Source organism: Enterococcus sp. AZ191, from assembly GCF_051713845.1.
Classification (GTDB): domain Bacteria; phylum Bacillota; class Bacilli; order Lactobacillales; family Enterococcaceae; genus Enterococcus_B; species Enterococcus_B durans.
Window position 1 is genome coordinate 2,351,636 of the sequence record NZ_JBIOQS010000001.1, and the last position, 13,021, is coordinate 2,364,656.

General features: G+C 38.1%; 11 protein-coding genes. 5 read left to right on the top strand and 6 right to left on the bottom strand.

Annotated elements, in window-relative coordinates; genetic code table 11:
• The first annotated feature begins 257 nt into the window (after positions 1 to 257).
• The 3 genes from IGI47_RS11420 to IGI47_RS11430 are packed head-to-tail and all read left to right on the top strand — an operon-like array spanning position 258 to position 3,536.
• Positions 258 to 1,508 (top strand): SPFH domain-containing protein, encoded by a 1,251-nt coding sequence (locus IGI47_RS11420; RefSeq protein WP_438784268.1) that lies wholly within the window; start codon positions 258 to 260, stop codon positions 1,506 to 1,508.
• A 22-nt stretch (positions 1,509 to 1,530) separates the two neighbouring features.
• Positions 1,531 to 2,742 (top strand): TFIIB-type zinc ribbon-containing protein, encoded by a 1,212-nt coding sequence (locus IGI47_RS11425; RefSeq protein ID WP_311929568.1) that lies wholly within the window; start codon positions 1,531 to 1,533, stop codon positions 2,740 to 2,742.
• Positions 2,739 to 3,536, top strand: coding sequence for a TPM domain-containing protein (locus IGI47_RS11430; RefSeq protein ID WP_311929569.1), 798 nt, complete (start codon positions 2,739 to 2,741; stop codon positions 3,534 to 3,536). The genes IGI47_RS11425 and IGI47_RS11430 overlap by 4 nt, the downstream gene beginning before the upstream one ends.
• Positions 3,537 to 3,848: 312 nt before the next feature.
• Here IGI47_RS11430 and IGI47_RS11435 read toward each other — a convergent pair whose 3' ends face one another.
• From IGI47_RS11435 to IGI47_RS11460, 6 genes are all read right to left on the bottom strand, one after another.
• Positions 3,849 to 4,667, bottom strand: a complete 819-nt coding sequence (locus IGI47_RS11435; RefSeq protein ID WP_438784270.1) for a MurR/RpiR family transcriptional regulator — start codon at positions 4,665 to 4,667, stop codon at positions 3,849 to 3,851.
• Positions 4,668 to 5,421: 754 nt separating this feature from the next.
• The gene (locus IGI47_RS11440) at positions 5,422 to 6,708 is read right to left on the bottom strand and encodes a PTS sugar transporter subunit IIC (RefSeq protein WP_438784272.1); all 1,287 of its coding nucleotides are present in this window, start codon (positions 6,706 to 6,708) and stop codon (positions 5,422 to 5,424) included.
• Complete coding sequence (locus IGI47_RS11445; RefSeq protein ID WP_438784274.1) at positions 6,709 to 8,241, bottom strand: DUF4127 family protein; 1,533 nt, start codon at positions 8,239 to 8,241, stop codon at positions 6,709 to 6,711.
• A 1-nt stretch (position 8,242) separates the two neighbouring features.
• Positions 8,243 to 9,058 (bottom strand): Cof-type HAD-IIB family hydrolase, encoded by an 816-nt coding sequence (locus IGI47_RS11450; protein ID WP_311929574.1) that lies wholly within the window; start codon positions 9,056 to 9,058, stop codon positions 8,243 to 8,245.
• A complete protein-coding gene (locus IGI47_RS11455; protein WP_311929575.1) occupies positions 9,055 to 9,744 on the bottom strand; it encodes an N-acetylmannosamine-6-phosphate 2-epimerase in 690 nt (229 codons plus the stop codon). Before IGI47_RS11455 ends, IGI47_RS11450 begins: the two co-directional genes overlap by 4 nt.
• A gap of 803 nt (positions 9,745 to 10,547) precedes the next feature.
• Positions 10,548 to 11,204, bottom strand: coding sequence for a Crp/Fnr family transcriptional regulator (locus IGI47_RS11460; RefSeq protein ID WP_311929576.1), 657 nt, complete (start codon positions 11,202 to 11,204; stop codon positions 10,548 to 10,550).
• A gap of 192 nt (positions 11,205 to 11,396) precedes the next feature.
• On the opposite strand from IGI47_RS11460, the gene IGI47_RS11465 reads away from it, so the two are divergent.
• Positions 11,397 to 11,675, top strand: a complete 279-nt coding sequence (locus IGI47_RS11465; protein ID WP_005878249.1) for a hypothetical protein — start codon at positions 11,397 to 11,399, stop codon at positions 11,673 to 11,675.
• A gap of 18 nt (positions 11,676 to 11,693) precedes the next feature.
• Positions 11,694 to 12,881 (top strand): MFS transporter, encoded by a 1,188-nt coding sequence (locus tag IGI47_RS11470; protein ID WP_311929577.1) that lies wholly within the window; start codon positions 11,694 to 11,696, stop codon positions 12,879 to 12,881.
• Positions 12,882 to 13,021 lie beyond the last annotated feature (140 nt).

Genomic DNA, 13,021 nt, shown 5'->3' on the forward strand with positions numbered 1-13,021 from the left:
CCTTTTTTTTTAAAAATTCACTATCTTTTATTATACGTGATTTTAGAAAAAAAAACTACTATAGTTCTCGTATAGTTTCTGCTTTTTTATCGTTGCTCATTCATTAACTACCCCCACATAAGAGTACTTTTTCCCTATAAATTCTTTCGTTCGAAGCCTGATTCTACATCTTTCGACCGAGCGCTTTTCATTTCCCCTATGGTATAATGAAATCATCAATTTATTACAAAAACACTTTCATTAGGGAGGAATTTTTTATGGGTCTTATCAAAGCAGCAACAAGCATGATCGGCGGCGGATTAGCAGATCAGTGGGTGGAGGTCATTGAACCTGATGATATGAGCGATACCACCGTCATGACAAAGGGCGTAAAAGTACGAAAAGATGACAAACGTGGGTCAAACCGAAAAGGCACAGAAGATGTTCTAACAGATGGTTCAGTGGTCCATGTCTATCCAAATATGATGATGCTTCTCGTAGATGGTGGAAAAATCATCGATTATACTGCTGAAGAAGGCTACTATACGATCAAAAATGATTCTGCTCCCTCAATGTTCAATGGTTCATTGAAAAGCGCGATTGCAGAAACTTTCGACCGTTTCAAATTTGGCGGTGTCACACCTCAGAAACAACAGGTTTTCTATATCAATCTGCAAGAAATAAAAGAAATCAAGTTTGGGACAAGTTCACCACTCAATTACTTTGATAATTTTTATAACGCTGAATTGTTTTTACGTGCGCATGGTACGTATTCGATCCATATCACTGATCCGATCTTATTCTATACCAATGCTATCCCTAAAAACAAAACACAAGTGGACATCTCGGATATCAACGAACAGTATTTAGCAGAATTTTTAACCGCTTTACAATCTGCAATCAACCAAATGTCTGCAGATGGTCAACGTATCTCTTACGTTCCTTCTAAAAGTTTAGAATTAAGTAAATATATGGGAAATGTCTTAGATGACTCATGGAACGAGCTACGCGGAATGGAAATCGTTTCTGTTGCGGTCGCAAGTATTTCTTATACAGATGACTCTGTCAAATTGATCAATATGAGAAACGAAGGTGCTATGTTAGGCGATCCTAGCGTCCGAGAAGGTTACGTCCAAGGATCAATCGCTCGTGGAATGGAAGCTGCTGGTAAAAATGATGCTGGTGCTATGACTGGTTTTATGGGTATGGGTATGGGCATGAATGCAAATGGAACGTACCTTTCACAAGCTGCACAAAATAATCAAGAACAGATCAACCAACAACAAGCAGAAAAACAAAATCAACAAGCAGCTCAAGGCAACGAAAACACTTGGACTTGTCCTGTCTGCAGCACAGAAAATACAGGTAAATTCTGCTCGAACTGTGGTACAGCAAAACCTGTCGCAAACGTCCAACCGAAATTACAAATGAAATGTAGTGAGTGTCATGAAATCGTGGATCTTTCAAATGGTATCCCTAAGTTTTGTCCAAATTGCGGAAAACCATTCAAAGGTATCCCACTTGATTAAGTATTAGAAAGGTGTGGCGCGGATGGATGTTCTTACGCATAAATGTCCCAACTGTGGTGGTCCCTTAACATTTGACCCCAATGATCAAAAATTCCATTGTGATTACTGTCTAAATATCTATACGGAAGAAGAAGTTAGCCAATACGAACAAGAACAAAAAGAAGCTCGCGGTGCCCAAACACAGCAAACTTCTGCTGAGGAAAACGGAGCCGATCAATTTACCTTTACTGCGGAAGAACAACTAGATCAGATGGACGATGCAGAGAAAAAAGCATTCGCAGAAGCTGGTGGACTATCTGATTCTGCAGATGATACAACACCAACTGGAACGATGGAAAATGAGGATAATGAGGCAACAATGGAATTGTTTCTTTGCCCAAGCTGTGGTGCAGAAATCGTGACAGATGCAACGACTGCAGCAACTTATTGCTATTATTGTCATAATCCGGTTGTTTTGTCCGGACGACTGAGTGGCAAATTTTTACCGAATAAAGTCCTACCCTTTGCTGTAGAAAAAGAAGAAGCCATCACTAAATTCTTAACGTGGACAAAGAAAAAATGGTTTGTTCCTAAAGCGTTTTTCAACAAAGACCAAATAGATAAATTAACAGGAGTCTACTTCCCTTATTGGGCAACTGATGCTACCGTAGATGGTTCTTTGCAAGCAAATGGAACTGTTATCCGTATCTGGCGTGTCGGTGATATCGAATATACGGAAACAAAACAGTTTGCTGTACACAGAGAAGGTTCTCTCTCTTTTAAAGAGTTGGTAAAAAATGCCTTATCAAAAAATACCCAACAAAAAATGGTAGAAACTGTTCAACCATTTCCTTTAGAGAAAGCCATCGACTTTAAAAGTCAGTATTTGGCTGGCTTCCAAGCTGAAAAACGTGATATTGAATACCAAGCAATCAAATCTCAAGTCCAATCTGAGCTTCAAGACTATTCAGAAAAACTGCTACGAGATACTGCAAGTGGCTATACGACACTAACGAACGTCCATGCCTCTGCGGATATCACAAGCGAGAAAAATGAGTATGTTCTTCTTCCTGTATGGCTAGTCACCTACCGTAGCAGTGATAAAAATAAAAAAGTTTACTACTATGCAATGAATGGACAAACAGGTAAAGTCAGTGGTGTTTTACCCATCAGTCACAAAAAACTTGGTCTGACAGCCTTTGGAATCTTTGCCGTCTTAGCAATCCTCTTTATGATTGGAGGGTATCTAATATGAACAAAAAAATTCTCCTATTTTTCTTGACAGCTATCGGCTTGTTCTGGACCTCTTCTGTTCAAGCTACCACACCGCCGATCAACGATGAAGCTGGCCTGTTCACTCAAGAACAGATCCAATCCTTGGAAAAACAGGTTCAGCCTCTAAATGAAAAAATCAAGGGGCAAGTCTTAATTGTGACGACAACTTCGAATTCCGAAGAACCACGTGATTTTGCTGACGATTACCTAAGAGAAGCAGTCGGCAACAACAATAACGGCTCCGTCTTATTACTAGATATGGGCCAACGTGAAATCTATATCTCTACTTCAGGTAATATGATCGACTATCTAGATGATAATCGAATTGATGCGATCCTTGACGACGTCTACGATCAAATGTCAAACGACGCATATTACGAAGCGGCGCAAGCTTATCTGACAAAGGCAAGTGAATATGTCACAGATGGCGTACCAGGCGGTCATTATCGCGTGGATGAAGAAACAGGGAAAATCACTCGCTATAAAGTCCTAACACCTGTTGAAATAGTGATTTCGATTGTCCTTGCTTTGGTTTTAAGCTTGGTCTTCTACTTTGTGACAGTTTCAAGGTATCAGTTGAAATCTGGTACGTATAAATACCCGTTCCGTGAAAAATCAACAATAAAATTAACGGACAAAACGGATCGCTTAACGAACTCATTCGTCACTACCCGCCGTATCCCAAAAAGTCCCCCACCTGGCAGTGGCGGAGGCGGAAGCACCACCCATTCAAGTGGCGGAGGCACCTTTGGCGGAGGCGGACGAAGCTTCTAACAATGATCATCTTTTCAATAGTCCCATTTCCCCATATCGCTGAACTCTAAACCACCCGTTCACACGGGTGGTTTTCTCTACGACTGAAAGCCTATTTTACCGGTATAATCCTCAAAGACTGACTGAATCAGTGCACTTTTACCGTTCTTTTATACTGTAGGATTAAATTCTTTGAGCAGTGTAAGCTGATCTGCTAACTAGTGTTCTCTCGGTTGATTACGAATCATACAAAAAATCTAAGACAGAAATTTGTTCATTCTGTCTCAGATTTCATTTTATACAACTCTTCCAACCTTATTGCCAAAGAGCTAATTAAATCCGTTTCATCAATGCTTTATTTGCTTTAAGCCGGGACTGGTGATACCGTTCTGGTGCTAAATGGATAAGCTCTTTGATCAAAGCATCGATCACATACAGTTGATTGATTGCGGCGGTAAAAGAACCTGCATCAGATGAATATTCCTTTGCTGAAGCGATCAGAGCAACTTGGCTAATTTGAGCGACCGTTGAGCCCATATAATTAGTGATCGCAATCGCCTGACAGCCCTGAGATTGTGCTAACTCTATATTAGCAATCACTTCTGGTGTGTTTCCAGAGGTACTGATTGCAAAACAGACTTCCCCGGGTATCATATATGCTGCATTGATACTTTGGAGATGCCCATCTTGAACGAATTCCACATGTTTTCCCAGACGTTTCAACCGATTCGCCAACTCCGAACCAATCAGGCCAGAACTCCCTACTGCAAAAATCACGATCCTACTCGTGTTATGAATCAGGCGGGCAGCTGCAGCTAAATCGGCTTTTTGGATAAATTCTCGGGTTTCTTGCAAACTTTGTTGATACTGATCATAAATTAAATCGGCATCCGTTTTCTCCTCGGAATCGCTTGCTCGGACAATTGCTGCTTGACTCTTAGCTAACTCAAATTTCAGATCTTGGTACCCGGAGAAACCAATCTTTCTAGCAAAGCGAATGATCGTACTTTCACCAACCCCAGCCATCAATGAAAGTTCATTAATGGATAATTTAGGAATTTCATCTGGACTACTTAAAATAAGTTGTGCCACTTTTTTTTCAGATTTACTCAAAGACGGAAAATAACTGCTAATTTTAGGCAGTAAATCCATACCATCCCCTCCTATCGTTTCTTCCATTATAGATTTGATAGCGCTAAAAGAAAAGGACCTAGTATAGTGTTGAAATAACTAATCAAACTGAAAATTAGCAATTAACAGTTCTTCGGGGAAATCATCCAAAACTAACTGTTGCCAATTCATTCATCCACTTGATGACCTCGACACTACACTAGTTGTGCATCAGAACATTTTTGTCTCACCATTTATCCGTTTTTAGAGATACGAGAAGAGACTAAGACAAGTGTTGTCCCAGTCTCGAAAACCAGATCGTAAATTCTGCTATTCCGCTTAAAACTCGATGGATTCACAAAAACGTTTCACATATAGTTATATCTAATTAGAATAAGCTAAGATAAACGGAAAGATTATAGTGGCTAAAACTTATCCTATTAAAACGTAAGAGAAATCTTAGCCACTTTTTGACAATGTAAGAGAAGAAATACCAAAAAGTTATCTTCAAATTTATTCCGTCATTTTGCGACAGATGCTCTAGTCTTCGGCTCAGAAAATTTCGAGCTTATAGGTACTGGCTGGAAGTTTCCATGCTAAATTTTTAGTTAAAAACAAACTGAATACAGCCTCAAAAAGAGTGTTCAAAAAAAGCACCCGAATAACCTAGATATTACTCTGCAGTCCAAGTGATCAGAAATCACAGTTCCATGACTTTTGAGCGTTTCAGTCTAAAGTTATTCGGGTTATATTAGATATTTTTTAGTTCTATACTTTTTTCTTAAAGAAAGATTGATTAATTTTTTTCTCGATTGGTTAAATAAACAAATGGTAGATAGATGACCACCCCTAAAGCTAATAAAATAACTTGTAAAACTGAAGCCTTCCAATCGCCATTAGTAGCTAAATAACCAGAAAGGATTGGTGGTGTCGTCCATGGTATCAAAGCAGATGTTTTTGCGATCAAGCCAACACTCGTTGCTATATAAGCAATACTTGTCGTTATGATTGGCACCAAAACCAAAGGAACTGCTAACAGCGGGTTGAAAACAACTGGCAGACCAAACATCAACGGTTCACTGACATTAAAAGCTGATGGAATCAAACCAACTTTTGTGATGGAACGATAATCTTCTCGTTTTGAAGCGATTAAAATCGCAATCACCAAGCAGAAAAGCATTCCGCCGCCACCCATCCAACCAAAACAATCTAGGAATGGTTTGGTGACGATATTAGGTAGTTCAGCTCCTTTTTTCAACGCATCCATATTTTGTTGGATCGCTGTCAGCATAACGGGTTCTCCAATTGAACCTAAAATGAATGTTCCATGTAAACCAAATGCCCACAAAAGGTTACTCAAGAATACATAGATCAAAACGCCACCTAAAGATTGAAAAGAAGCCAGTAGCGGTGCTTGAAAGAAGCGTTCAATCAAAGATGGAATATCTGCATGAAGCAACCAAATCACCAAAACTTCAACCAATCCCATAATCGTAGTTACCAAAAATGCTGGAATCAAAATGTTGAAGGAACGAGCGATGGAAGGAGGAACACTTTCATGCATTTTGATCTTCAACTTATCATTTTTAGAAAGTTTATTGAGTAAAGTTACTGAAATCAAAGTAGCAATAATTGCTAAAAACATTCCGGTCGCACTAGTTTGAGTTTGGGTCAAGACTGCCCCAGCCGTTACGCTATTGCCTTTGATATCCACTAATGTCGTTTGGGCTGGTAAGACTAGTACGAAAGACACAATCCCCATTACCCCGCCAAACAATCCATCCTCACCGTAGCTCTGGGATAATTTATAACCAATCGTACATGCGATCAGGATCCCCATGATTCCTAACGTTGCATTATAGACTTGCCCGCCCAAATCCATCCAACGAGCAGCTCCAGCAACGTTTTTCAAAAGACCATTCTGAGGACTTAAGATGAGATTATTGATTAATACCCAAAACGAAGCAATGATAGTCAATGGAATCAAAGCAACAAAACCATCCCGAATTGCTGTAATATGTCGCTGACTTGAGAATTTGTTGGCAAATATTAACAATTTATTTAAAAGTGCATTGTCTTGCATTTATTTCTCCTCCTCTAAAGTAATTTGGCAATTAATCTCAAACATCCGTTTCCACGGAAATTCCAATTTCTTAAAGTGGAACGTCTCCCCTTTGAAGCTATTTGATAAATAAAATTGAGCTAACATTAAAAGGGATTTTTTACAAGCCTCCATAACTTCCTGTTCTTTACCTACAATGTCAAAATAATTTTTACCTAATTGAGGTAGCAAATCATCCGTCAGATTGCGACGAACGCTTGCTTGATAAAAGGCATCTTCAAACAGATTACTAGCTAAATTATCCAACCGCTGTGCCTCATTAGGATGTTGCAAGACAAAAGTCATCGCTGCTAGGGTGCTGCCCAAAGAATTACAATTGGTATTCCACGCTTTGTAACACAGCAATTGATCTAAGATTCCTTGTTTGTCCAACATTGCAATCAATTCCAAGTCCCCACCATTAGCAAAAGCACTGTCGCAGATGGCAACTTTTCGCCCTACTGCCAAATCGAGTTTGATTTCTCTGACAAAGGTCAATAGATGACGATATGAATCATAAGTCACATCCTTTTTCGTTAATTGATCCCACGACTCTTGCATGATTTTCCCTGGCGTGTTATAGGCTAAAATCAAATCAGCCGTTCGGCGATCTGACCATAGCTGCATCCCAGCTACCATGACATGGGCCTTCAAACTTTCGTTAATTATTCGGTCCTCATAAAGCGGTACCAATTCGGCCCCAAAAGTCGAAGCAAAATGAACATAGACTTTTGGTATCAATTGATGGTAATCATTGTATGCACGAGCTAACAACGTAAAGCCTACTTCATCTGCTCCTGGATAAACCATAACCTGGTCTTTGAGATTTTTTTCCGCAATTGCTCCGTAAATTTTCTGCTGATCAATCGCTGTATAGCCATAAGGAGCGGAATCATCTTGGGGAATCGCTAGAAAATCGATTACACCCGCTTCTAACAACCGAATATTAGTCAAATCCACCTCAGCATTGAAGATCCGTCGCTTTTCATAATCAACAAGATACTCAGTTGGAATCTTTTGTTTCAAAAGCGCTAATTCACCGGTTTCTTCCTCCGTTAAGCCTTCTCGTACTGTTTTATCCTGCAACCAACCATGGCGAAAAATCGCCGCGCCATATGTTTCATAATAATCTGGCTCTTCATCGCTGCTGTCATACTTAGGAGTGCGCATAATCAAATTGGATAGATACAGTTTCAGCTGAGGATTTTCCGTTTTCAACTGTCGAATTTTTTGTTCATAGTCGCTGATTTGAAACGTCTCAAAATGATGCAACCGTGATGGTAATACCCCCCCATATAAAAGCATTTCAGTTGAGATTACCGCATAGTCCACCTCTTTAGCTGCTTGAGCAATAAAATCGGCGATTGCTTTCCTATTACCTGGTGTTTTCTTATATCCCATCAATCCTTTTGGCAAAACCAACAGCTCAATATCCTGTGCAACCATCGCAGTATTGACGGGATAATCAATATTACAAGGTCGTTCATCTAATGGTACATATAAAATTTTGACCATTTTAGTTAGCTCCTTTAGTTTGTTGAAAAATATCTTTGACAACCTCACCGACATTGGAACGATAGAACATTGCCTTTGCTCGGATCTGTGCTGTAGCTTCTTGCACGGCATAAGAATTTGGTGTCAGAGAAAACATAGACGTATCACTTTCTGCATCTCCAGCAACATAAACCTGATCTTTTCCCAGACCTAACCATTCGATCACACGTTGCACAGCGGCACCTTTAGAAGCTTTGTTTGAAAAAATTTCCAAAGACGACGAACTCGTCATGACGATATTCACTTTATCTTTTCCTAACGTCTCCTCAATTTTTTGACGAATCACTTCAAATTCCTTTTTTGTGCCAAAAGTCAGATAAATCGTCGGTTGTTTTTCCTTTTCTGCTACAAAAGCCGGTAGATCTTCAATTATGATAGAAGAATCCACAAATTCAGCTACATTTTCAGGATCCCGTGGGCTAGGAAAGAGTCGGTTTGTCAGATTTGAAACCTCCGTCCGCAATCCTTGACTAAAAATCACTTCATTTAAAGCTTTGATATAGTCTAAAGGAATCGTTGCGCTGGCTACTAATTGGTTTTTTTTATCATAGATCACAGCACCATTTTGACTGATTCGATACTCACTTTTAATGCCAAGTTTCTCTTCAATAAATTGAATATCTGTGTCCATACGTCCTGTACAAACAACAAAATGTCCCCCGTCTGCGCAAAATTCTTTGATCAAAGTTAAACTTTTTTCATCAATCTGACCTTGTGCATCCAGTAATGTTCCATCCAGATCACACACTAATAATTTATTTTTCAAACTGGTATTCATGCCGGTGTTCCTTTCTGTGCCGCTGCTACATAACGTTGTGTGATTAAATGCGGACGCGTGATGATTGAACCTACCACAACGGCAAAAGCACCCAATTTAAAAGCTTCGGTCACTTGAGCTGGTTCATTAGTGTGACCTTCCATGATCACTGGCACAGTCACATTAGCAACGATTTTTTTTAATAGATCAAAATCAGGGCTCTCAGTTTTATAGGAATAAGGCGTATAACCTGCTAAAGTAGTCGAAACGATATCAAAGCCATTCTTCTCAGCAACAATTGCTTCTTCCAATGTTGAACAATCTGCCATTGCCAAACGATCAGCATCGTGAATCTGTTTTACTAAGTCTGTTACTTTTTCTTGCTGTGGTCGTACTTGTTTCGTGCCGTCCAAAGCAATAATCTCAGCGTCAGTCGCCAATAGTTCGTTGACTTCTTTTTTCGTTGCGGTAATATAAACCGCTGAATCAGAGTAATCCCGTTTGATAATACCGATAACCGGCAATTGAACTGTTTGCTTGATTTCGTCAATATCTACAACTGAATTAGCTCGGATACCAATCGCTCCACCTCTTTGCGCTGCTAATGCCATGCGCCCCATGATAAAGGGACTGTGGAGTGGTTCATCCTCCAATGCTTGACAAGAAACTACTACGCCACCTTTGATTTTTGCTAAAACTTCGTTCATTTTTCTGCCTCCAGGAATTAAATTCCATTTATAATTTATTTTATGGTGTAATACTACACCATAAAATAAAAAATGTAAACAGTTAAATTACAAAAATATTTTTTCCTAATGATTTCTCATCGATGCCTATTATCAAGTAAATTTAGCCAAGTCTAAATTGGCGAACTTGCAATTCGAACTCCATTCGACTCATTTGGGGATAACCATCTAACCGAAATATTTACAAATAGTAACAGATGGTCCAAATTTTGCTAAGTCGTAGCGCTGAATCTACTTAAAAAGAAAGGGGTATTCGAGGTTGAACAGTATCTTAGATTTATCTAAAAATTGCGGAAATATCCGCACTAGAATATTGAACTTCTGATTTGAACCCACGATTCTATCGTAATTCAACGACTGTTCCTGCCTACATTTTTTTAAAAAACGCATTCCCATCTAATAAAGAATTTACCCAGCTTTTTTGAAGGTAATTCCTTCCTTTACCGCAAAAAGCAATGTTTGATAAAAAGCTAAAGCAACATAATCTTTGTTCCAGATGCAAAGATAATAAACAGTAGACATCATCTATCTTCTAGTGGTGCTGCTAGTTTGTTCGTATATAAAAAAAGAACAGAAAGATTTTTTTGTTCTTTCTGTCCTGATTATTCTAAGATTTCTTATTAACGACATCATTTATCAATGAGCCTAAAAAAGCTAAGCAGTTAAGCTTAACTTTCAATGATCCGTTTTTATAGGTGCATGACGCTTTTTGGGATCACTTCAAAAAGGATCCTTGTTCATCCTTGTTAAGTATATTTTTGTTCTTAGAAAATGATATTGTCTTCTAGTAAGTCCATATTCGTAATGATGATCCGATGGTCTTTCACTTTGATAATCCCGCTTTTTTTCAGCTGCTTTAAAATACGGCTAACACTGCTTGCTGTAGAGATCCCACAGAACTTAGCGATCTCTTCGTTAGTAATAATGAAATCGATCATCAGTCCCTCCTCAGTTCGAACGCCAAATAGGTCATATAATTCATATAATTGTGTACAAACCGCCCCTAACTTTCCATTCAATAACATTTGTTGCATTTTTTTCATTGAATAGAGTAAGCGATAACGATAATACTCTTTGACGTAATGTTGCATCTTAGGATCATCGTTGATCTGCTCCCAAAACTTTACACGATTGATTCGATAAAATTCTGCATATTCTGATTCTACTCGAATATTATAAGGAGAATCAATAAACTGAGAATATTCATCTTTGATCAGTGAGACGATTTCAAGATCTTTTATGTATCTCAGATTGAATTCTCTTCCGTCATTTGAAATGACACTCGCTTTCACCGTTCCTTCTTTCAATATATAAGTGTAGCAATCTTCCACACCTTCAAACGTCAGATACTTATGATATCTTTTTCGTACAATTGGAAAATTATTTCTTTCCAAATATTCCTTCAGTACTCTACTGTCCAATGATGCTCCCCCATCCAAACTTTCATATAAAAAAGATAATACAAGATTTCTGTACTTTTTAAAGTTCAAAAGTATTTTACTAATGATATTAACATTTGTTAAGTACTATTTTATATTACGTACGCGATTTTTTTCTTTTTTTTGTTTCGGTATACTGCGAATGTAAAAACTTTTAAGAATAGAGGGAAAAAAATGAACTATTGGATGAAAACAATCATTAATCGACTTGAGACGGCTTATCAAACAAGATTTGATATGAAAGCATCATTAGTCTTCTTAAATGATGCGTATCAAAACTCTATTGAGTTAGTTAAAGCCGTGGATGAACAACCATCAAACGAGTTAGAAGAATTTCTTGATCTATTTATGACAACTCGTGATTTATTTATTCGTCAATTGGTGGATCGTTATCCGTCAAACTATCATGACGTCGAAGTCCAAATTGAAAAATTAAAAGCATATTCAGATTAAGGGGACCTTACAGAGCACATGGAAAAGAAATTATTCAATAAATATTTTATCGGAATCACACTTATCAACTTCATTGTCTATTTGATCTACTATTTACTTATGGTCATCATCGCAGTCATTGCGCAAGATGATCTACATGCTACCATGAGCCAGGCAGGTTTTGCATCAGGGATTTACATTATTGGTACACTATTAGCTCGCTTATTTATGGGAAAACAATTGGAACTTTTCGGTCGTAAGTTCACATTGCGTGGCGGTGCGATCTTTTATTTCCTTTCAACTCTAGCTTATCTTTACACACCATCAATCGGTGTTTTATATCTTGTTCGCTTTTTAAATGGTTTTGGTTATGGAACAGTTTCAACTGCAACAAACGCGATCGTAACTGCCTATATTCCTGAATCTAAAAAAGGTGAAGGAATCAACTATTACGGTTTAAGTACAAGTTTAGCTGCTGCTATTGGACCATTTTTAGGAATGATCTTACTTAATTTGACAGATTTCCACTTTATTATTTGGTTCTCAATCGTACTTGTTTTTCTTGTAACAATTGCTTGTATATTTTTCCCAGTGAAAAATATCGTATTGTCTGATGAACAAAGAACTTCATTACGTTCTTGGAACATCAACGGCTTTATCGAAAAGAAAGCTTTATTTATTACTGGTATCGCATTTTTGATGGGTCTTTCTTATTCAAGTGTTTTGTCTTTCTTATCTTCTTATACTAAAGTCATTCATTTGGTTTCCGCTGGTTCATTTTTCTTCGTAGTATATGCTTTAGTCATTACCTTTACTCGGCCATTAACTGGACGCATCTTTGATGCAAAAGGTGAACAATATGTCATGTATCCTAGCTACCTATTTTTAACAGCTGGTTTATTCTTATTAAGTATAACAACAAATAGCATTACTTTATTGCTTTCTGGTGCACTCGTTGGTCTAGGATACGGAACATTTATGTCAAACGGTCAAGCGGTTTGCTTAAAGATCGTGAAGGAGCACCGAATCAGTATTGCTCTTTCAACCTACTTTATCGGTTTAGATTTAGGTCTTGGTGTCGGCCCTTATTTGATGGGTATATTGAAATCACTCACTTCATTCAGAGGATTATATGTGATTTCAGGGGTTATCCCATTGATTTGTACTGTTCTTTATTTAGGATACAATCATAAAAAGAAGCAACAAATAAAACTTGAAATGAATTAAGCTGAGCATTTGCCAACAGAATGATTCTCACATAACGCAACGATTTCACAAATAGCCAGATGGTCGCAAAAATATCTTTCATATTTTTGCGACCATCTGGCTTATTTTTTTTCTATAAAAATGATTCGATTCATCTACTC

What these genes read in the sequence shown, in the direction of transcription:
- IGI47_RS11420 (WP_438784268.1), top strand. Translation starts at nt 258, where the DNA reads ATGGGTCTTATCAAAGCAGCAACAAGCATGATCGGCGGCGGATTAGCA.
- IGI47_RS11425 (WP_311929568.1), top strand. Translation starts at nt 1,531, where the DNA reads ATGGATGTTCTTACGCATAAATGTCCCAACTGTGGTGGTCCCTTAACA.
- IGI47_RS11430 (WP_311929569.1), top strand. Translation starts at nt 2,739, where the DNA reads ATGAACAAAAAAATTCTCCTATTTTTCTTGACAGCTATCGGCTTGTTC.
- IGI47_RS11435 (WP_438784270.1), bottom strand. Translation starts at nt 4,667, where the DNA reads ATGGATTTACTGCCTAAAATTAGCAGTTATTTTCCGTCTTTGAGTAAA.
- IGI47_RS11440 (WP_438784272.1), bottom strand. Translation starts at nt 6,708, where the DNA reads ATGCAAGACAATGCACTTTTAAATAAATTGTTAATATTTGCCAACAAA.
- IGI47_RS11445 (WP_438784274.1), bottom strand. Translation starts at nt 8,241, where the DNA reads ATGGTCAAAATTTTATATGTACCATTAGATGAACGACCTTGTAATATT.
- IGI47_RS11450 (WP_311929574.1), bottom strand. Translation starts at nt 9,058, where the DNA reads ATGAATACCAGTTTGAAAAATAAATTATTAGTGTGTGATCTGGATGGA.
- IGI47_RS11455 (WP_311929575.1), bottom strand. Translation starts at nt 9,744, where the DNA reads ATGAACGAAGTTTTAGCAAAAATCAAAGGTGGCGTAGTAGTTTCTTGT.
- IGI47_RS11465 (WP_005878249.1), top strand. Translation starts at nt 11,397, where the DNA reads ATGAACTATTGGATGAAAACAATCATTAATCGACTTGAGACGGCTTAT.
- IGI47_RS11470 (WP_311929577.1), top strand. Translation starts at nt 11,694, where the DNA reads ATGGAAAAGAAATTATTCAATAAATATTTTATCGGAATCACACTTATC.